This window comes from Salinisphaera sp. SPP-AMP-43 (assembly GCF_049568105.1).
Classification (GTDB): domain Bacteria; phylum Pseudomonadota; class Gammaproteobacteria; order Nevskiales; family Salinisphaeraceae; genus Salinisphaera.
Genome location: NZ_CP145335.1, coordinates 2,774,580 through 2,795,068 on the forward strand (window position 1 = coordinate 2,774,580; position 20,489 = coordinate 2,795,068).

Here is a 20,489-nt window from a genome sequence, read left to right on the forward strand (position 1 = left end):
GGTATCGAGGCTCATTCATCGACGTTATCTGCCCAACGTGCGCCGTTACCGGCGACCGTATCAAGGCCATGCCGTTTGGACCGATCGCAGCCGCGCCCGTTCAGGAAGTCTTGTCGGTGCGCAGCCGCCGGCGCCGTTGCAGCGCCATGATCGGGCCCGACAGGGCATAGGCCAGAAATCCGAGAAACAGCACCCGCGGCGGGTCGATCATGATCAGCACGAAGCCCACGACCATGAACAGGATATAACGAAACGGCACCCGATCGCGGATGTTGAAGTCCTTAAAACTGTTATAGCGGACGTTGGAAACCATCAAAATGCCGGCGCCCACGGTCAACAGAAACACCGGGATGATCATATCGCCGCCCGGAATGCCGAAATCGGCGCCGACCCAGACAAAGCCGACCAGCACCCCAGCCGCGGCCGGACTCGGCAGCCCCAGAAAGGTCTTCTTTTCGACCGGCGCGCCGCGGGTGATATTGAACCGGGCCAACCGCAATCCGGCCGCCGCGGTATAGAAAAACGCAGCCAGCCAGCCCATCTTGCCGAACACATCGTTGTAGTCGGCCAGGGTATTCAGACTGTACATATACGCCAGCAGGCCGGAGGCCAGACCGAAGGCCACCAGATCAGCCAGGCTGTCGTACTGAATGCCGAAATCCGATTCGGAATTGGTCAGACGGGCCACCCGCCCATCGAGCATATCGGTGAGCATGGCCACGAAAATCGCAACCCCGGCGGCGGCGAAGCGATCCTGGGTGGCTGCGATGATTGAGTAGAAGCCGGCAAACAACGTGCCGGTAGTAAACAGGTTCGGCAGCAGATAGATGCCGCGCTTGCGACGGATGCCCTCAGGGCTCGTAGGTTCTTCTGACATAAATTTAGCCTAACGCATGAACGCCCGGGTTCGCGTATGCGCTGTGTTCCGGAAGTTCATGCCGCGCCACTCAGACGGGGATCCCGGCTGCCCTTAGCACCACAGCTGCCGTTTTGCTTGTGAACCAACTTCGCCAGGACACAGGCCCCGGCTCGCACATGATCGCCCAGTTCGACTTCCATGCGCGAATTCACCGGCAGAAACAGTTCCACGCGACGCGCCATACGGCGATTGCCACAGCAACGTCCTTGGCCGACGCGCTCGCCATAGCCACTACGACACGGGCGCTGGCCGAGCAGCGTACCGCGACGGATGGCCATGACCAGTTCATCGCCCTCGTCGGTCCGGATCATCGAGGCCACGCCGCCCAGCTGCTTGACCGTTTCACCGGCCAATTCGAGCACCGTGCCCTCGACCGGCGAACGCAACAGATAGGCACCGAACGGATTGACCCGGATCGTGACCTTGACCGCTTCGCGATCCAGATAGGGGTCGTAGCATTCACGCCGATGGATGACTGTGCCATCCACCGGCGCAATCACCGATAGCGGTTCGGCTGGCACATTGCGCGGCACATCCCGGAAATACAGCAGACTGGCCAGCATTAGCGCCAGCAGCGGCAACGCCGCCCAGACGCTGACGAACGCATTGATGGCCACGAATAGCACCGCCAATGCGCCCAGAATCAGCCACCCTTCCGGGACGATGAAAAACAGCGTTTTGCGCTGCATGCCGATCGCTTGCCTTAAACTCGCGTTCGGGGAGTCGTCGCTTAACGCGTCTTAGTTACGCGACTTGTCGACGATCTTGTCCTTGGCGATCCACGGCATCATGCCGCGCAGCTGCTCACCGACCTGCTCGAGGTCCGAGGCCGCGGCATTACGACGACCGGCCTTGAGCATCGGGCTACCGGCCTGGTGCTCACCGATGAATTCGCGAGCGAAACTGCCGTTCTGGATTTCGGTGAGCATCTTACGCATTTCGGCACGGGTCTCATCGGTGATCAGACGCGGGCCGCGCGAGATATCGCCATATTCAGCGGTGTTGGAGATCGAGTAGCGCATGTTGGCGATGCCGCCCTCGTAGATCAGATCCACGATCAGCTTGACCTCGTGCAGGCACTCGAAATAGGCCATTTCCGGCTCGTAGCCGGCTTCGGTCAGCGTTTCGAAGCCAGCCTGGATCAGCGACACCAGACCGCCACAGAGCACCGCCTGCTCGCCGAACAGGTCGGTTTCGGTCTCGGCCTGGAAACTGGTCTCGATCACGCCGGCACGACCGCCGCCGTTGGCCACCGAATACGCCAGCGCCACGTCCTTGGCCTGACCCGAGGCATCCTGATAGATCGCGATCAGGCTGGGCACGCCGCCACCGTTTTCATAGGTGGTGCGCACCAGATGGCCCGGACCCTTGGGCGCGATCATGATCACGTCGAGATCGGCGCGCGGCTCGATGAGCTGGTAATGGATATTGAAGCCGTGCGCAAAGCCAAGCGTGGCGCCCTGCTTGATGTTCGGTTCGATGACTTCGTTATAGAGCGCGAGCTGGTGCTCGTCCGGGGTGAGAATCATCACCACATCCGCAGCGGCGGTCGCCTCGGCGATGCTCGCCACCGCCAGACCGGCATCCTGGGCCTTCTTGGCCGAGGACGAGCCTTCGCGCAGGCCGACCACGACATCCACGCCCGAGTCTTTGAGGTTGTTGGCGTGCGCATGGCCCTGGGAGCCATAGCCGATGATCGCGACTTTCTTGCCCTGGATCAGGGACAGATCGCCATCTTTGTCGTAGTACACGTTCATGCTCACGGTCGCTCTCCTACTAATGGAAGACACGGCTGACGGCTTCAGCCGGTTTGAATTACAAATTGGCGGCGTTCACGCCGTCGCTCTCGGCACGGTAACGCAATCCGCCCTGGCCCGGGGTCATGGTTACTGCGCCGCTGCGGGCGAGCTCGACCAGCATGCCGGCGTCCTCGAGTAACGCGACGAAGCGGTTGAGATCGTCACCGCTGCCCAGAAAGCGCAGCAGCGTCAGTCCATCGTCCTCGCTGAGCTGAATGACATCAAAGCCTTCAGCCAAGGTCGCGACCGGTGTCGCTGCCGCATCGCGCCGCACCTTGATCAGCGCCAACTCGGTTTCCAGATGTTCGTCGCTGGTCATATCCAGTACGTCGATCACGTCAACCAGCTTGAGCAGCTGACGGTTGATCTGCTCGATCACGTCCTCGGTGCCAGAGGTCACCAGCGTCAGCCGCGACATGGTCGCATCCTCGGTCGGGCCGACATTGAGCGTCTCGATATTGAAACCGCGCTGCGAAAACAGACCGGCCACGCGCACGAGGGCGCCGGCTTCGTTGGCCATGAGGACTGAAATCACGTGACGCATAGCGGCCACCTTTGCATGCGCTGGCTGGCAAAGCGCGCAAAATACGCCGTTCCCAAGGGTGAAGCAAATTAAATCTGTCGAGCCCGCTGGGAAACCGCCGTTTTCGGTTACAATCAGGGGTTTTCCACGTCGTTCGGGACAACCGCCATGAGTGAAATAGATACTGCCCCCGAAACCTGCGACCGACATCCGTTGGCCGGGACCGTTATGACCGGCGCCGATATGATCGTGCAGGTACTGGCCGACGAAGGCGTGGATACAGTATTTGGCTATTCGGGCGGCGCGATTCTCCCGACCTACGACGCGATTTTCCGCTTCAACGAACAGCATCACGACCTGATGCCGCTGATCGTGCCCGCCAACGAACAGGGCGCAGGCTTCATGGCCTCGGGCTATGCCCGGGCCTCCGGCAAGGTCGGCGTGGCCATGGTCACCTCTGGGCCGGGTGCCACCAACGCCGTGACTCCGGTGCGCGATTCTATGGCCGATTCGGTGCCCATGGTCTTGATCTGTGGCCAGGTCGCCCGCGCGGCGATCGGCACCGATGCCTTCCAGGAAGCCCCGGTGTCCAACATCATGTCCAGCGCGGCCAAACATGTGTTCATGGTGACCGACCCGGACAAGCTCGAAGCCACCGTGCGTACCGCTTTCGAGATCGCCCGTTCCGGCCGTCCCGGCCCGGTGGTCATCGATGTACCCAAGGACGTTCAGAACGCCGAGTGCACATTCGAGGGCGCCGGATTGCTGGCCGTACCGGGCTATCGCCAGCGCATGCGCGCCCTGCGCGACAACAAGCTCGAAGACGATAAATGCGCCGAGTTTTTCAAGCTGCTGGGCCAGGCCGAGCGACCGTTGATCTACGCCGGCGGCGGCGTGATCAATGCCGATGCCGCCAATGAACTACGCGCAGTCGCCCAGGCCTTCGGCATCCCCGTGGTGACGACGTTGATGGGCATCGGCGCCTTCGATACCACTGACGCGCTGTCGTTGCATATGCTGGGCATGCACGGCACCGCATTCGCCAACTATGCGGTCGAGGACTGCGATTTCCTGATCGCCGTGGGCGCGCGCTTCGACGATCGCGTGGCTGGCCGGCCGGACTCGTTCGCGCCCAATGCCCAGGCGATCGCCCACTTCGATGCCGATGCCTCCGAGATCAATAAGGTCAAGGCGGTGGACTGGCACCATGTGGGTCTGTTCGGCCCAAGTCTGGCGCGCATTTTGTCCTATGGTCGCGAGCAGGGTTTTTCGACTGATCTGTCGGCCTGGCATCAACATATCGCCGCGCTCAAGCGCGACTACGCGATGAACTACGACCGCGACAGCACACTGATCCAGCCCTATGCCGTAGTCGAAGAAATCAACAAGCACACCGACGGGCGTGCGGTCATCGCCACCGGCGTCGGCCAGCACCAGATGTGGGCCGCCCAATACGCCGATTTCCGGGAACCACGGCTGTGGCTGACCTCGGGCTCGATGGGCACCATGGGCTTCGGCCTACCGGCGGCGATCGGCGCCGCCTGTGCCCGGCGCGACAAGCTGGTCATCGATATCGACGGCGACAGTTCGATCCGTATGAATATCGGCGAGTTGGAGACCGCCACCACCTACGATCTGCCGGTCAAGGTCGTGGTGCTGAACAATATCGGCGATGGCATGGTCAAACAGTGGCAGAAGCTGTTCTTCAAAGGACGCCTGTCAGCGTCCGACAAGTCGCTGCACAAAAAAGACTTCATCAAAGCAGCCGAAGCCGACGGTTTTGAATTCGCCGAGCGCGTGACCGATCCGGCCGCCCTGCCCGCCACCATCGAGGCGTTTCTAAACTTCAAGGGCCCGGCGTTTCTTGAAGTCATGGTCGACCCCGATGCCGGGGTTTATCCGATGGTTGGCCCGGGCAAGACCTACAAGCAGATGATTACCGGTGACTACATCGCCAACCGCTACGAGGATCGGCCGAGCGATACCGAAGTCGGGCCCTCGGAAATGTTCTGATCGGCTTTCGACGCCGCTCGACAAAAGACCGGCCTTGCGGGGCCGGTCTTTTTTTGCGCTTTTGAACGCCAAGCGAGTCGCGCCGGGCTGGCCTCGGTTTTAGTTGCCTGCGCGGCTCAACGCTTTGTGTACTGCTGGCTGCCGAACATGTTCTCGAAAGCCTGTTCGTCGGTCAGGTCGGTCTTGTGATCGGCCAGGACCTGCAGTCCGGCCCGCACATTGTCGCGCTCGCCGATCTGCTCGAACCAGCGTCGCACGTTCGGATAGTCGTCGATATTCACGCCCTGGGTGGTCGCACTGCGCAGCCAGGGCCAGGTCGCGATATCGGCGATCGAATAATCGTTGCCGGCCAGGAATCGGGTCTGGCCGAGACGCCGATCCATAACGCCATACAACCGGTTGGCCTCGTTTTCATAGCGCTTCTGAGCATACTCGATCGCCTGGGGCGCATATTTGTTGAAGTGATGCGCCTGGCCCAGCATCGGGCCAATACTGCCCATCTGGAACATCAGCCACTGGATCGCGTCATAGCGTTTGACCGGGTCCTTGGGCAGCAGCCGATCGATCTTGTCAGCCAGATACATCAGGATCGCCCCCGACTCGAACACCGCATAGGGCTTGCCGTTCGGGCCGTCCTGATCGACGATCGCCGGGATCTTGTTGTTGGGGCTGATCTTGAGAAAATCTGCGTCGAACTGATCGCCTTGGCCGATGTGGATCGGATGCACGACATAGTCGGCGCCGATCTCCTCGAGCATGATATGTACCTTATGCCCGTTCGGCGTGCTCCAGGTATACAAGTCGATCATCGCTGTGTACTCCAGTGACCGTAGAAGTCACTACTTGCAAAACCGTTTCGTATACCAAAGGTTGTGAAGTAACAACATGGATTCAAGCCAGGCCCTAGGCCCGGCTTACGGAAGACAAGGAGAGCTCAATGCACGTACTCGTCGTAGGGGCACACGGCCAGATCGGCCGTCGACTGATCCACGCCATCGATGGCAGCGAACATACGGCCCGGGCGATGGTCCGCGATAGCGCGCAGGTCGAGCAGATGCAGGCCATCGGCGCGACCGATGTCGTCGTCGCCGATCTTGAAGGCGACTGCAGCGAAGCGCTGGACGGCTGCGATGCAGTCGTATTTACCGCGGGGTCGGGCGGCCATACCCCGCCGGAAAAGACCGAAGACGTGGATCGCAACGGCGCGATCTCGATCATCGACCAGGCCGAAAAAGCCGGCGTTCGCCGCTTCGTGATGGTCTCAGCGATGAACGCCGACACGCCCGAAGAAGGCCCGGAGCACATGCTGCACTATTATCGGGCCAAGGGCGCGGCCGACAATCGTCTGCGCGAAAGCGAGCTGGAATATACGATCGTACGGCCGGGCAAACTCACCGAAGAAGACGGCACCGGCCTGGTGAATATCGCCAAGGATCTCGGCTATCGTGGCGAGATCCCGCGCGAGGATGTCGCCCAGGTGATTCTCTATACCCTGGATTCGCCGAATACCATCGGCCGCCACTTCGAAGTGCTTTCCGGCGATACGCCGATCGAGAAAGCGGTCCGCGGCGTCTAAGCCATGGCCGAGATCGCCACTGGCCAGTCGCGTGCGACGCGGCTGGCCTTCGATGCCGAGCATGCCTGCGCCGAATTGGCCGCTGCCGACCCGGTACTTGGCGCGCTGATCGCCCGGACCGGGCCTTACCGGCCGTCGACCCACGCTGCCCCGGATGTCTTTCATTCGCTGATGCGGGCCATTATTTATCAGCAGCTCTCTGGCAAGGCGGCCGGCACCATCCATGCCCGTGTCCTGGCGGCACTCGGCGGCCACGAAGCCCCAGGCGCCGCTGCGATCGCCGCGGCCGATGGCGATACCCTGCGCGCGGCCGGGCTGTCGGCGAACAAACTGGCCGGGCTGCGCGCGCTGGCGGCTGCCCAGCTGGCCGGCGAACTGCCCGATGAAAGCCGCATCGACGATTACAGCGATGCCGAACTGATCGAAGCTTATTCGGCGCTTCGCGGGATCGGCCGCTGGACGGTAGAAATGCTGCTCATGTTCCATCTGGGCCGGCCGGATGTCATGCCGATCCATGACCTTGGCGTGCGCAAAGGCTATGCCCTGCTCTATGGCCTGGACGTCCTGCCCAAACCGAAGGCTTTGGAGGCGGCCACCGAAGTCTGGCGGCCATACCGCTCGGTCGGCGCCTGGTTCATGTGGCGTGCCCTGGACACCGACTCGAACGCAGCTGCCCAGCCGCGCTAGAGCGTGTTGAGGTTTCATGTGAGCCCGCGCCAAAGGCTGTCGGGCTGCACGTCAATGAACAGCAACGCTGGATTGCGGCCCAAATCGCATCTAGCCGCGTTACGAGCTTTGGTCGTGGCGCGCCTAGAACCTGCGGCTCGCAACTCGCCAGCCACGATCTGAGATGGCAACACGGCGCTCGGACGTTGCCTCAACAGGCCCTAGGCGGCTACCGGCTCAGCTATCGGCACCGGCGGCTTCCAGAAACTGGTCGACCCAGTCGAACGCTGTGTGATTTTTTACGATCTGGCGCATGGCCTGCATCCGGCGCCGCCGCTCTTCTTCGGGCATGCTGTAGGCCTCGTAGATGCTTTCGGCCGTGGTGACCACGTCATGCGGATTGATCAATAGCGCATTTTCGCCGAATTCTGCGGCAGTTCCGGCAAACTCGCTCAGGATCAGCACGCTGCGCTGCTCGATCTGAGCGGCGCAGAATTCTTTGGCCACCAGATTCATGCCGTCCTTGAGAGGCGTGATCAAGGCGATATCAGCGACCTGATAGTGCGCCATCAACTCGGGGGGCGACATACGACCGAACATATAGTGAATGGGTACCCAGCCGGGCTCGGTGAATTCGCCATTGATCTCGCCGACCAACCGTTCGATTTCCTGTTTCTGCTCGGCGTATTGCGGCACGCGCTGGCGCGAAGGAATGACATGCTGCTGCAGCACGATCCGGCCGCGCAGTTCTGGATGCCGCCGCAGCAGTTCGCGAAAGGCTTCGAACTTCTCTGGCAGACCTTTCGTGTAATCCAGCCGGTCGACGCCGAGCACTACGGTAGTCTGATCGCGCCAACTGGCCCGAAATTCGGCCATGTACTCACCGGTTTCCTTGCTGCCGGCGACCTCGCTGATGTGGTCGTAATCGATGCTGATCGGTAGTGTGCCGATACGCAGTTGTTGCTGGTGTCGGGCCAACCCTTGGTCGCCGATCTCGATATCGACGCCGTTATCGCCGGCCGTGGTTTTTACCTCGTCGAACAGTGTCGTCAGCACATCCAGAAAGTTGATGCGATCGGTGACGGTTTGCAGACCGATGAAATCGTAGCTGAGCAGCGCGTACACGATTTCGCGCCACCACGGCAGATTGCAGAAGATATCCGCGGTTGGGAACGGAATATGCTGGAAGAAACTGCTGCGATTGGTGATCCCCAGCTCGCGTAGCTGGTCGGCGACGTTGACTAGATGATAGTCGTGCACCCAGATGAAGTCGCCAGCCTGGGCAACTTCGGCGACCCGCAAGGCGAACCGATGATTAACATCCTGATAGCTCTGCCAATAGTGCGGATCGAAATTGCAGGAGGTGAATCGGTTGTGGAACAGCGGCCAGATGACTTCGTTGGAAAAACCTTCGTAGAAACCACTGATCTCATGGCTGGTCAACGACACCGGCTCGAGCCGATAGTCGACATCTCCGTTATGCTGAGAGTCGAGCACATCGCGTAGCGTCTCGGTAGACTCATCGGCAACGCCCGGCCAGCCAACCCAGACGCCACCACGACGACGCATGACCGGATCGAGCGCGGCCACTAGGCCACCCGCGGCCGGGTTGGTACGCCAGCCCTCGCCTTCGACGTGCTCCAGTGAAAGCGGTAATCGGTTGGACACCATGACCAGGCGGCGAGCGCCGCCCTGATCGGTTTGTTTTGTTTTTAATTCACTATCGCGCATCGGCATGACGACACTACCTAAACCTGCCCAAGATTGGGCCATATTTCTGGATGTTGACGGTACACTAATCCATATCGCTGAACATCCGGATTCCGTTCAACCCTCAGACCGTCTAGGGGAAATCCTAGAGCAGGCCGCTGAGGCCGTGGATGGCGCCCTGGCGCTGATTTCGGGACGCTCGATCGCCGTGATCGATGCCTTGACCGAGCATGCCGCTCCGGCAGCGGCCGGCCTGCACGGACTGGAAATCCGAACCGCCGAAGGTGAGTATCGATCCGCCGAGCAGAACATACCGGCGCTTCAGGACGCTCGTGAGCAACTTGAATCATTGACAGCTTCTCATTCCGATCTCTTTATAGAGGATAAGAAAGCGACGCTGGCTTTGCACTACCGCGGCGCTTCCGAAGCCGCCACGACTGCAGCCCAGCGGACAGTCGAATCGATCGTCGCGGCCTCGGGCGGCGAACTGAGCCGGCTCGATGGCAAGTCGGTCTATGAGATCAAACCCGCCCACGGCGATAAGGGACACGCCCTGCACGAGCTGTTGGCAACCCCCTCGTTTTCGGGGCGACGCCCGGTGTACGTCGGCGACGATGTCACCGACGAAGCCGCGTTTCGCACCGCGAACGAACTCGGGGGGGTATCGATACGGGTGGGCGCCGACGGCGCGAGTGAGGCACGCTATAGGTTGAATACAGTAGACGAGGTATTGGAATGGCTGGAAGCCACGGCCCGCACGCTGGGCCGCGAGATCGAACCGCGAACCTGAACCTGGGCCTGATCGGCAACGGACAAATCGCTGCCCTGATCGACGATCGTGCCCGGATTGTGTGGGGGTGTTTCCCCGACTTCCAGGGCGACCCGTTGTTCAGCCAGTTGGTCGATGAAAGAGACCGCGGCTACTACGAGGTCACGATCGACAACTGCGCATCCGTTGAACAGCACTATCAACGCAATACGGCGATTCTCGAAACCCGTATGCGCGATACCAACGGCGGCGAGATCCGTTTGGTCGATTTCGTGCCCCAGTTCTGGCAGTACGGCCGCGAGTTCCGGCCGCTGATGATCGTGCGTCAGATCAAGCGCATCGCCGGTACGCCACGGGTCCGTATTCGCCTACGCCCGGTATGCAACTACGGCGCAGACGATGTACGCATCACCCGTGGCTCTAATCACCTGCGCTATGTCACCGACAATCGGGTGATGCGGCTGACCACTGATGTGCCGATCGGCTATGTGCTCGACGAACGCGCCTTCGTACCAAACGAAACCAACACGCTGATCGCGGCCTCCGATGAAACCCTGCCCGAAGCCCCGAGCGAGGTCGGTCGGCGTTTTCTGGAGCAGACCCGGGATCACTGGCGCGACTGGGTACGGACGCTATCGATTCCCTACGATTGGCAGCAATCGGTCATTCGCTCGGCGATCACGCTCAAGCTATCGACCTACACCGAGACCGGGGCCGTAGTCGCCGCCATGACGACCTCGATCCCGGAGGCCGCGAATACCGCGCGCAACTGGGACTATCGCCACTGCTGGCTGCGCGACTCCTATTTCGTGATCCGGGCGCTCAATCGGCTGGGTGCGACCCGCACCATGGAGAACTATCTCGAATACATCATCAACCTGGTGGCCAACGCCGACGACAACACCCTGCAGCCGGTCTACGGCATCAACGGCGAAGCCGAACTGACCGAGACCCAGGCCAGTCACCTGGCCGGCTATCGCGGTATGGGCCCGGTACGGATCGGTAACGATGCCTACCGACAGATCCAGCACGATGTCTACGGCAGCGTGATTCTCGCGGTCGCCCAGATCTTTTTCGACGAACGGCTGGTGCATCTCAAGGATGAAGCCCTGTTCCGGCATCTCGAGCCGCTAGGCGAAAAGGCCCTGGCCAATTACCGCACCCCGGATGCCGGTATCTGGGAATACCGGGGTCGCGAACGAATCCATACCCATTCTGCACTGCTGTGCTGGGTAGCCTGCGATCGGCTACGGCGCATCGCCGAACATCTCGGACTGGATAACGATGCCCAGCGCTGGCGCACGTCGGCCGACGAAATCCACCAAGCCATCTGCGACAACGCCTGGAACGAACAGCGCAACAGCTTCGTCGAATCCTTCGGCGGCGAAGACATCGACGCTTCGCTGCTGCTGATGAACGAACTGTCGTTTTTGCCCTCCGACGATCCACGCTATATCGGCACCGTGGAGGCCGTCGGCGAGACCCTGCGTCGTGGCGACTATCTATTCCGCTATGCCGCCGCCGACGACTTCGGTGCGCCGGAAAACGCCTTCAATATCTGTACGTTCTGGTATATCGAAGCGTTGTCCTCGATCGGCCGTCACGACGAGGCTCAGCATCTGTTCGACAACATGCTGGCCCACCGCAGCGATCTGGGCATGCTCTCCGAGGACATCGATCCGAAGACCGGTGAACTCTGGGGCAACTACCCACAGACCTATAGCATGGTCGGCATCATCAACGCCGCCCTGCATTTATCGCGACGCTGGGAAGAAGTGATCTAGATCCGGCAAAGGCTAAGGCGCCGGTCGCGAATACCGGCGCCTTGGCCGATCAGCGGTTACGCACCAGCACCAGCTTGCCGAGGTGCTCGCCGGACTCCATCGCGGCATGCGCCTGGTTGGCGGCCTCGAAATCGAAAGTCCGATCCACCACCGGCCGCAGTCGGCCGGCCTCGAACAGTGGCCGCAGCCGATCGTCAAACAGCCGGGCCATAGCGATCTTGCGCTCCAGCGGCAGGCTGCGCATGGTCATCGCGATCAACGACAGTCGGCGCATGAGCAATGTGCCCATGTTCAATGCCGCATCGGTACCGCCCATAATGCCGATCTGCACCTGGCGCCCTTCATCGCGCAGCGCTGCCAGATTGTCCGCCAACACCGCAGCGCCAACGAAATCCAGCACCACATGCGCGCCGCCAGTAGCCTCCTGTACGGCCTCGGCAACGCCATCCTCGCCGTCCACGACTCCGAGATCGTAGGCTGGCCCCAGCCCCAAGGATTTGAAACGGGCCGATAGCTCATCCAGCCGTGCCTGCTGACGACTGCTGGCGATCGCCCGGCTGCCCAGCGTGCTGATCAGCTGCAATGCGGCCTGGCCTACACCCGAGGTGGCCCCGCGTACCAGTGCCCACTGCCCAGGCGCGAGCCCGCCTTCCAAAAACAAGCCGCGATAGGCTGTCATGAACGCTTCGGGCACGGCCGCAGCCGAGGCATAGTCGAAATGGGCCGGCAACTTCATGGTGTCGCGTTCGTGCACCACGATGCGTTCGGCATAGGCACCGCCACCGATCAGCCCCATGACCGAATCGCCTTCTTTATGCGCGGTCACGCGCTTGCCTACAGCCGCGACCTCACCCGCATATTCCAGGCCAGGCCGGCGCGGATCGAAGCCTTCCGGCGGCGGATAAGCGCCCTTACGCTGAAGGATATCGGCGCGATTGATACCAACCGCCCGTACATCAACCAGGACTTCATCCGGGCCCGGCTTGGGCGCCTTGATGTCTTCCAGGGTCAGTCCCGGGTTGTCGTTTTTATCTTCGATCAGCCATGCACGCATTGCGATCTCGCCTCGATAAACGTGGTTGAAACTCCGCGGCAGCGACCATCGCGCCGACGCTAGCTCTGTGCCAAATTCAGCCCAATGACGCCGAGCAGAATCAGCACAATACACACCGCGCGCGCGATCGTGAACGCCTCACCAAAACCGAATACGCCAACCACGGTGATCAGCGCGACCCCAAGACCTGACCAGATGGCATAGGCCACACTCATATCAATGCTGCGCAGGGCCAACGCCAGACCTACGAATGAAGCGCCATAAAATACGATCATGCCGGTGACCGGCCAGAACCGGCTCAACCCGCCGGACATCTTGAGACAGGTTGTACCGATGACTTCAGCGACAATCGCAGCGGCGAGAATCAGCCAGTTCAACATCGAATATCCGGGCACGTATTGAGGCGCCAAGCCTAACGCTGGCTGAATATCCGGCGCCAGCCATGCCCTTTCGCGAACCGGGGTTTGCGTTAAACTCCATAGCATTCAAATACAAGTCCAGCCACGGGAGACCACTCGATGCACAAGACAATCAGCCTGCTCAGCGCCCTGACCCTGGCAGTCGCCATGATCGGCGGCTGCGCCAACTGGAGCAATTCCGACACCGGTACGCTGCTTGGCGGCGCGGCCGGGGGCGCGGTGGGCTCCCAGATCGGCAGCGGCACCGGCACCACGATCGCAACGGTCGTGGGCACCCTGGCCGGCGCAGCGCTGGGCAACAAGGTCGGTCAGCATTTCGACCAGAACGACCGCAAGCAGTTCGGCACCGCCCTGGAATCGAACCAGACCGGCAGCACATCCAGCTGGTCCGATCCGGACAACAACGAAAGTTATTCGGTCACTCCGACGCGGACCTACCAGCAGGGCAACCAGCCCTGCCGTGAGTTCACGATGGACGCCAACGTCGAAGGCCAAGCCAAGAAGGTCACCGGCACGGCCTGCCGTCAGTCCGATGGCACCTGGAAAGTCGTCAACACTTAATCGAGATCGACGACACAGACCGATCGAAAAGCCGGGCCCTGCCCGGCTTTTTTTATGGGAAATCATATGCGCGACCAACCCCGAGCGCGCCGCAGCGACTACCTCTGGTTCTGCCCTATGCCGACGCGTTGGATGGACAACGACGTCTATGGCCACGTGAACAACGTCGTCTATTACTCATACTTCGATAGCGCAGCCAATCGTTATCTAATCGATGCCGGTGGGCTCGATATACACCGCGATCCCGTGGTCGGCTTCGTGGTGTCGTCGCACTGTCGTTATCACGAGCCAATCGCTTTTCCCGAAACACTCGAGATCGGCCTGCGGGTGGACCGACTCGGCGATCGTTCGGTGACCTACGGCCTGGCGATTTTCAAAGCCGGCGCCGATACCGCCAGCGCCGACGGCGAGTTCGTACACGTGTTCGTGGAGCGGGCGAGCGGTCTGTCTACGGCCGTGCCCGACAAACTGGCGCATGCGCTCGACCAGATCCGTCGATAACACGGCCGGACAACGGCCGTTATCCATGCACTAACGACAGCGCGCTAGGGCCGGCCGATCGCGCGGCGGCAGGTTTCGAAAACAGTCGAGCCAGATACGGCGACCCAGCCAGCCTCCCCTGCCCAGACCTGCGAATACTCAATAGCGGGAACGACGAATATCCAGTCACGCTGCGGCTTGCGCCGAGAGCCGAACCGGCCGACGCATGGGAGACCATCCGACTATCGCGGCGTTAAGCGCCAACGCCTGTATCGTCGCTCGGCCACAGTAGCTGTATAAAAAAAGCCAGGCAGGTTGCCCTGCCCGGCTCGTCGTTCACAGGCGTTGGAAAAACGCTTCAGCCGCCGATCGGCGGGATGATCCGCTCGGCCGCCAGGCGATCGAACAGATCGAAGAATGCCGCCCGGGTCTCACGATGCTCGTAAAAACCGAAGTCACGACATTTGTTGATATCGTTGATGCATTCCTGGGTGCGGCCCAAATCACCGTCGGTATGCCACCAGGAGGCGAGCTGGTTTACATCGGCTTGCACCAGGTTGTGACGCTCGGCGATATCGCGCCAGGTGTCTTCGATACCGGCCATCTGCTGTTCGAGCGGCTGCGGCGTTTCTGGGCAGTCGGCCACGTCGAGCCCGAAGTATTCGCCGATCTCGGTCCACATACGACGCCAGCGGAAAATGTCGCCGTTGACCGTGTTGAACGCCTGGTTGGCTGCCCCGGGGGCGAGTGCGGCCCATTCCATCTGGCGTGCCAGTAGCAAGGCATCGGTCAGATCGGTGAGATAGTTCCATTGCTCGACCGTGCCCGGGAAAGTGAACGGACGGCCCGTTTCGCGACAGATCGTTGCATAGACCGCGAGCGTCGTGCCCATGTTCATGACGTTGCCCGGCGCATGGCCGATCACCGTATGCGGGCGATGGACGTTCCAGGCGATGCCATAGCGCTCGGCCACATCGAACATGATGTCTTCGAGCGTGTAGTAGAAATTAGGCCCCGGCACCCGGTCGGCCGATTCACGAAACGGCGTTTCGACTTGGCCGCTGCCATAGGCCTCGAACGAACCCAGATACTGCTTGGTGCCGGTCACGAGCGACACATGTTCCAGTTTACCCGGGTCCAGCGCGGCAAACAGATTGTTCATCATGGCGCCGTTGGCTTCGACGTTGTCGGCTTCGTTGTCGCGCCGCGTCCAGGTGCAGTAGAACACATGCGAAATCGGCAGCCCGGCCAGGGCATTGGCTGTGGCATCGGCATCCAGCAGATCGGCGCTGACCGGGATCACACCACCGGTCTCCGGGGCGCGGCGCGATAGTCCGTACACGGTCCAGCCACTGGCGACCAGATAGGCCGCCAGATTGCCGCCGGTGATACCGGTGGCACCGACGACAAGTGCGGTTCCTTTTTGCATCATAAACTCCGTTTGCGGCGCGGCCGCGGTGTTTTTAATCGTCGCCATCATTATCGATATTGTGCGTTGCTACAATCACATCATTCGCAAATCTTTATTGCATGAAAGACAACCTCGATCTCAACGCCTTGCGCACACTACGCCTTGTGGCCGAGGCCGGCGGCTTCACGGCCGCCGCCCATCGCAGCCATCGGGCGGTATCATCGGTATCGCGCCAGATCGCTGCGCTCGAACGCCAACTTGGCCAGACGCTGTTCTACCGGCATACGCGCGCCGTGGAACTCACCGAGGCCGGCACCCGCTATGTCGAGGCGATCGCGCCGCTTATCGATCAACTGGAGGCCGCAACCGATACGGTTTTCGAGCGCGACGGCGAACCGACGGGTTTGTTATCGATCAATGCCCCGGTGGCCTTCGGCGAACGACAGGTCGTGCCCTTGGTGCACGGCTTTGCCCAGCGCTATCCAAAAATCAAGACCGAATTGCGTCTGACCGACCAATTCGAAGACCCAGTCCGGGCGGGTCGCGATGTCACGTTCCGGGTCGGTCGGCTCTCCGATTCCGGTCTGGTGGCCCGTACCCTCGGCCCCATGCACTACATCGTCGCCGCCGCGCCGGACTATCTGGACCGATGCGGTTGGCCGACGACGCCGGTCGATCTGCTCAAGCACGCCTGTCTGCGTTATCAAGGCGAATACGGCCGTCAGCGCTGGTTCTGGCGGCCCACCGAAACACAACCATTCCAGCGCCTAGATATCGACGGGCCCTTGTATAGCGACGATGCCACCAGCCTGCGTGCTGCAGCGCTGCTCGGCCAAGGTATCGTGCTGTTCCCAACCTGGTTGATTGATCAAGAGCTGGCCCGCGGCGAGCTGCTGCCGTTGCTGACCGACTGGCAGTGGGAAGTCGCCCCGGAAAGCCGGGCCATACATCTGCTCTATACCGGGTCCCGACTACGCCCGCCCAAAACCCAGGCTTTCATCGATCACGTCCTGGAGACCGTCGGCGATCCGCCGATCTGGGAACGCTGGCAGCGGTAATGCAGCGTAACCGGCCGGGCATTGCTAGGCTGGCGTAATCGCTCCATAAAACGCCTGCTCCCCGTGTCCCAATCCCGACAGAGTAACGACCGGTCCGCGCTGACCGCCCGCGACTACCACGCGAGCGTAGTCAATCCCGACGACGGGGTAGAAATCGCGATCACCGTCATGCAACCGGCGTTGCCCCCCGGCGGCCATGCGCCGCTGATCCTGCATGGCCACGGTTTTGGTGGGACCCGGTTGACCGATCGCCAACAAACGTCGATCTACGAGTCGCTGTCCGGCGGCCCGCTGCCCTCCAGCGAAGCCGCTCGACGCGCGGCCAACGCCGGCTATTTCGTCATCAGTTTCGATCAACGCGGCTTCGGTGAATCGGGTGGACACGTCCATATCATGGACCCGGACATCGAGGGCCGCGATATCTCGGCCATTCTGGACTGGGCCGAGCATGAGATGAGCCATGCCGATCGACTGGCCCGCCGCGACGGACAGCTCCTGGCCGGCGCGCTCGGGCTATCCTATGGCGGTGGTTTTCAATTCATCGGCGCCGCGGTTGATCCACGCTTTACCGCGATCGTGCCGACCGCGACCTGGCACGATCTACGTTATAGCCTGGCCCCGGACAACGTCGTCAAAACCGCCTGGGCCACCGGCCTGGTTGCCCTCGGTCTGCCGACTTCGGGGGTGGACCTGGATCCGATCATGTACCACGCCTTGCTCCAGGGCTTGGCCTCGCCGCTGACCGGCCGCGGCATATCGACTCGCGTCGCCCAGCGGCTCTACGATCACAGCCCGGCTTCCTACTTCGAAACGACCGACCGCGACGAGGCACTCGACCCGCGCGCCGAGCGCAAGCCACCACAGGTGGATGCACTGATCATCCAGGGCGTCGGCGATACCCTGTTCAATCTCAACGAGGGACTGGCCAATGCACACGCCCTGCGTGCTGCCGGTAATGATGTCCATTTGGTGGTCATGCGCCACGGCCACAGCCTGCCGTTTCTCGAAGACATCGATCGGATCGCCTACGAAACCGATGCCCATCTCGACTGGGGTGACCAGCGAGTCGAAACTGCGGCCCTAGAACTGGCTTATCTGGACTGGAAGCTCAAGGGCAAAACCCCGGCCGAACCGTTCCCCAAGACACTGGTGGTACTCGACGACGACACCCAGTTCGCGATGGATGAGCTGCCGATCGCCGACGACCGCGTGTTCGACTTCGAAGGCCAGGCGGCAACCGGCGGCCTAGATCTGCTCAAGAGCGTATTTCGCGAAGATACGCTCGGCGGGCTATGGCATCTGGTTACCGAAACGGCCAGCCAGGCCAGCGATCTGGTCAAGCGCTGGCTAAGCAGCGAACCAGATGCCCGCGACGATCGGGATACGGCACTACTCGCCAAGTTGGTCAATGCTCTGCCGGCTAACCAAGTGGACGAATTGGCCAGCGGCGGCGTCTTCCTGCCGGCCGAAACGATAACCGAGGATGGCTTGGCCCTGGTGGGTCTGCCGACCGTCGATATCGAGGTCCGCGGCGGCGGGCCGTCACCGGTGGCCTTCGTCGGCATCGGTATAAAACGCCCGGGCGCCGCGACCACGCTGCTGGTCAACAAGCAGCTCCGGCCGATTCGCGGGGCCGGCCGCCGCACCTTAGAGCTCAACGGCGTAACCACTCGACTGTACAAACACGATACCGTCGGCCTGCTGATCTATGGCTACCATCCACAGTTTCTGGCCAGCTTTTCCGCGATTCCCGGACATGTCGATGTCAGCGGCCGGCTGGGGCTGCCGATCATCGACCTGCACGATTAGCGACCGGCCCGGCTGTTAAGCTGAGTGTCTACACCGCGCAAGAGATAGCGCCATGTCGGCTCTTTCAATTTTTGGAATCGGTCTCGCGACCGCGATCGCCTTATTGGTGATCGTGTGGGTGATCCAGTTGTTCACCCGCGATGCAAGCTTGGTCGATGTGGTCTGGTCAGCGTCCCTGGGCGTGATCGCTCTGGAGTATGCCCTGGCTGGCGAGGCACCGGTCGCAGCCCGGCTGCTGATGTCCGTACTGGCGATTGCCTGGTCGTTCCGCCTGGCCGGCTACCTGGCGATGCGTATGAAAGGCGCCCCGGAGGATTCGCGCTATGCCGCCGCGCGCGCCTCCTGGGGCCACCGGGCTGATCTATATATGCTCGCCTTTTTCTTGCTTCAGGCCGTGATTGCGGCGGTGTTGTCGATCCCGTTCCTGGTGGTCGCTTATATGGATGACGGGCCTTCGTTGTTCACTGCGGCGCTGGCGGTCGTCGTCTGGTTCGTTTCAGTAGTCGGTGAAGGTACGGCCGATGCCCAGCTCAAGGCCTTCAAAGCCCGTTCGGAGAACCGGGGCAAGGTGTGTCGCCAAGGGCTTTGGTATTACTCGCGACACCCAAACTATTTCTTCGAATCGCTGCACTGGGTGAGCTATGTAGTGCTGGCGATTGGGGCCAGCTGGTGGTGGGCGACCCTCATCGGCCCAGTGCTGATGGCCGTACTACTGCTCAAGATCTCGGGCATTCCGACGGTCGAAAGCAAGGATGCCGCCGACAAACGCGAAGGCCATGATGAATATGTGCGCACCACCAACGCCTTCATTCCTTGGCCGCCCAAGGATTGACCGGCCGATACGATCTATGAGGAGCCAAGCGATTGGATAGTCTGCCCATCGAAGCCTGTGAACGCGGCCTAGTGCCGGACATCGTCGCGCGGGCCGGTATGCGCCGGCTGATCGGGGGGCGTCTAACCACCCCCGAAGCCCGCGACCCGGAGCAACGCGATGCCCAGCGACGCGCATTTTTAGAACGCGCGGCTTCCGGGCCAATCGCACAGAACACCGCCGATGCCAATGCCCAGCACTACGAACTGCCGCCGGCATTTTTCGAACGGGTACTGGGCGCACACCTGAAATACAGCGGTTGTCTGTTCGAACAGGGTATTACCGATCTCGACCAGGCCGAACACGCCATGCTCGCGCTGACCGCCGAGCGCGCCCGGATACGCGACGGCCAGCGGATTCTGGATCTCGGCTGTGGCTGGGGCTCGTTCTCGCTATGGGCGGCCCGGCGCTATCCGCATGCCCAGATTCTGGCCGTGTCCAATTCGAATGCCCAACGCGATTGGATCGCCACCCGAGCCGCCGAGCGCGATTTGCCCAATCTTACGGTCGAGACCTGCGATATCAACCACTTCGATCCGGGCGACAGCCAATTCGACCGAATCGTTTCGATCGAGATGTTCGAGCACATGCGCAACTACCGCGAACTGTTCGCTCGCTGTGCGCGCTGGCTAGACGCACACGGCCGGCTGTTCGTGCACGTATTCGCACACAAGCATCTTGCCTATCGCTTTACCGACGATTCCAGCGACGACTGGATGGCCCGCTATTTCTTCACCGGCGGCGTCATGCCCAGCGAGAATCTGTTCGCCCATTTTCAGCACGACCTGTTGCTGCGCGACCACTGGTGGCTATCGGGCCAGCACTATCGCGATACCGCCAATGCTTGGCTCAAGCGCATGGATGCCGCACGCGACGAGATTATGGATGTGATGCGACAGACCTACGGCCCAGACCAAGCCGAACGCTGGTTTAATCGTTGGCGCATGTTCTTCATGGCCGTCGCCGAATTGTTTGGCTATCGACACGGCAACGAATGGGGTATCGCCCACTATCTATTCACTCCGCGCCGGCCGGGCGCCGGCTAATTCATACGGTGGGCTATATCG

At 61.4% G+C, this 20,489-nt stretch carries 20 protein-coding genes; 11 read left to right on the forward strand and 9 right to left on the reverse strand.

Annotated features, from left to right (window positions below; genetic code table 11):
• Positions 1–100 precede the first annotated feature (100 nt).
• From pssA to ilvN, 4 genes are read right to left on the reverse strand one after another with little or no spacing between them, the layout of a single operon-like run.
• A complete protein-coding gene (gene pssA / locus V5738_RS11930) occupies positions 101–877 on the reverse strand; it encodes a CDP-diacylglycerol--serine O-phosphatidyltransferase (RefSeq protein WP_423821027.1) in 777 nt (258 codons plus the stop codon).
• Positions 878–933: 56 nt separating this feature from the next.
• Positions 934–1,608 carry a hypothetical protein gene (locus V5738_RS11935; RefSeq protein ID WP_423821028.1) on the reverse strand — a complete coding sequence of 225 codons (675 nt, stop codon included), beginning with the start codon at positions 1,606–1,608 and terminating at the stop codon, positions 934–936.
• 51 nt (positions 1,609–1,659) lie between these two features.
• Positions 1,660–2,676 carry a ketol-acid reductoisomerase gene (gene ilvC, locus V5738_RS11940; RefSeq protein WP_423824177.1) on the reverse strand — a complete coding sequence of 339 codons (1,017 nt, stop codon included), beginning with the start codon at positions 2,674–2,676 and terminating at the stop codon, positions 1,660–1,662.
• A gap of 58 nt (positions 2,677–2,734) precedes the next feature.
• Complete coding sequence (gene ilvN, locus V5738_RS11945; RefSeq protein ID WP_423821029.1) at positions 2,735–3,262, reverse strand: acetolactate synthase small subunit; 528 nt, start codon at positions 3,260–3,262, stop codon at positions 2,735–2,737.
• Between the two features lie 147 nt (positions 3,263–3,409).
• Here ilvN and ilvB point away from each other — a divergent pair, with 147 nt between their 5' ends.
• A complete protein-coding gene (gene ilvB, locus V5738_RS11950) occupies positions 3,410–5,254 on the forward strand; it encodes a biosynthetic-type acetolactate synthase large subunit (protein ID WP_423821030.1) in 1,845 nt (614 codons plus the stop codon).
• A gap of 116 nt (positions 5,255–5,370) precedes the next feature.
• Here ilvB and V5738_RS11955 read toward each other — a convergent pair whose 3' ends face one another.
• Positions 5,371–6,063 (reverse strand): glutathione S-transferase C-terminal domain-containing protein, encoded by a 693-nt coding sequence (locus V5738_RS11955; protein WP_423821031.1) that lies wholly within the window; start codon positions 6,061–6,063, stop codon positions 5,371–5,373.
• Between the two features lie 128 nt (positions 6,064–6,191).
• On the opposite strand from V5738_RS11955, the gene V5738_RS11960 reads away from it, so the two are divergent.
• Both V5738_RS11960 and V5738_RS11965 read left to right on the forward strand, forming a co-directional pair.
• On the forward strand, positions 6,192–6,830 hold the full coding sequence (locus V5738_RS11960) for an SDR family oxidoreductase (RefSeq protein ID WP_423821032.1): 639 nt from the start codon (positions 6,192–6,194) through the stop codon (positions 6,828–6,830).
• Between the two features lie 3 nt (positions 6,831–6,833).
• The gene (locus tag V5738_RS11965) at positions 6,834–7,517 is read left to right on the forward strand and encodes a DNA-3-methyladenine glycosylase family protein (RefSeq protein WP_423821033.1); all 684 of its coding nucleotides are present in this window, start codon (positions 6,834–6,836) and stop codon (positions 7,515–7,517) included.
• A gap of 216 nt (positions 7,518–7,733) precedes the next feature.
• Here the strand turns inward: V5738_RS11965 and V5738_RS11970 are convergent, their stop codons facing one another.
• Positions 7,734–9,233, reverse strand: a complete 1,500-nt coding sequence (locus V5738_RS11970; protein ID WP_423821034.1) for an alpha,alpha-trehalose-phosphate synthase (UDP-forming) — start codon at positions 9,231–9,233, stop codon at positions 7,734–7,736.
• Between V5738_RS11970 and otsB the strand changes: the two genes are divergently transcribed.
• Both otsB and V5738_RS11980 read left to right on the forward strand, forming a co-directional pair.
• Positions 9,232–9,996 carry a trehalose-phosphatase gene (gene otsB / locus V5738_RS11975; RefSeq protein WP_423821035.1) on the forward strand — a complete coding sequence of 255 codons (765 nt, stop codon included), beginning with the start codon at positions 9,232–9,234 and terminating at the stop codon, positions 9,994–9,996. The two genes, V5738_RS11970 and otsB, sit on opposite strands and share 2 nt — an antisense overlap.
• Entirely contained in the window at positions 9,942–11,759 is a 1,818-nt protein-coding gene (locus V5738_RS11980) for a glycoside hydrolase family 15 protein (protein ID WP_423821036.1), read from the forward strand. Before otsB ends, V5738_RS11980 begins: the two co-directional genes overlap by 55 nt.
• A 49-nt stretch (positions 11,760–11,808) precedes the next feature.
• On the opposite strand, the gene V5738_RS11985 is transcribed toward V5738_RS11980, so the two are convergent.
• Positions 11,809–12,813, reverse strand: a complete 1,005-nt coding sequence (locus V5738_RS11985; protein ID WP_423821037.1) for an NAD(P)H-quinone oxidoreductase — start codon at positions 12,811–12,813, stop codon at positions 11,809–11,811.
• 59 nt (positions 12,814–12,872) lie between these two features.
• The gene (locus V5738_RS11990) at positions 12,873–13,193 is read right to left on the reverse strand and encodes a DMT family transporter (protein WP_423821038.1); all 321 of its coding nucleotides are present in this window, start codon (positions 13,191–13,193) and stop codon (positions 12,873–12,875) included.
• A 138-nt stretch (positions 13,194–13,331) separates the two neighbouring features.
• On the opposite strand from V5738_RS11990, the gene V5738_RS11995 reads away from it, so the two are divergent.
• Both V5738_RS11995 and V5738_RS12000 read left to right on the forward strand, forming a co-directional pair.
• Positions 13,332–13,793 (forward strand): RT0821/Lpp0805 family surface protein, encoded by a 462-nt coding sequence (locus V5738_RS11995; RefSeq protein WP_423821039.1) that lies wholly within the window; start codon positions 13,332–13,334, stop codon positions 13,791–13,793.
• A gap of 66 nt (positions 13,794–13,859) precedes the next feature.
• Positions 13,860–14,294, forward strand: a complete 435-nt coding sequence (locus V5738_RS12000) for an acyl-CoA thioesterase (protein WP_423821040.1) — start codon at positions 13,860–13,862, stop codon at positions 14,292–14,294.
• A 337-nt stretch (positions 14,295–14,631) separates the two neighbouring features.
• Here the strand turns inward: V5738_RS12000 and V5738_RS12005 are convergent, their stop codons facing one another.
• Entirely contained in the window at positions 14,632–15,702 is a 1,071-nt protein-coding gene (locus tag V5738_RS12005) for an SDR family oxidoreductase (protein WP_423821041.1), read from the reverse strand.
• 101 nt (positions 15,703–15,803) lie between these two features.
• On the opposite strand from V5738_RS12005, the gene V5738_RS12010 reads away from it, so the two are divergent.
• From V5738_RS12010 to V5738_RS12025, 4 genes are all read left to right on the forward strand, one after another.
• Complete coding sequence (locus tag V5738_RS12010; protein ID WP_423821042.1) at positions 15,804–16,742, forward strand: LysR family transcriptional regulator; 939 nt, start codon at positions 15,804–15,806, stop codon at positions 16,740–16,742.
• Between the two features lie 63 nt (positions 16,743–16,805).
• A complete protein-coding gene (locus V5738_RS12015) occupies positions 16,806–18,551 on the forward strand; it encodes a CocE/NonD family hydrolase (RefSeq protein WP_423821043.1) in 1,746 nt (581 codons plus the stop codon).
• Between the two features lie 52 nt (positions 18,552–18,603).
• Complete coding sequence (locus V5738_RS12020) at positions 18,604–19,383, forward strand: DUF1295 domain-containing protein (protein WP_423821044.1); 780 nt, start codon at positions 18,604–18,606, stop codon at positions 19,381–19,383.
• A gap of 32 nt (positions 19,384–19,415) precedes the next feature.
• On the forward strand, positions 19,416–20,468 hold the full coding sequence (locus tag V5738_RS12025) for an SAM-dependent methyltransferase (RefSeq protein WP_423821045.1): 1,053 nt from the start codon (positions 19,416–19,418) through the stop codon (positions 20,466–20,468).
• Positions 20,469–20,489: the final 21 nt, after the last annotated feature.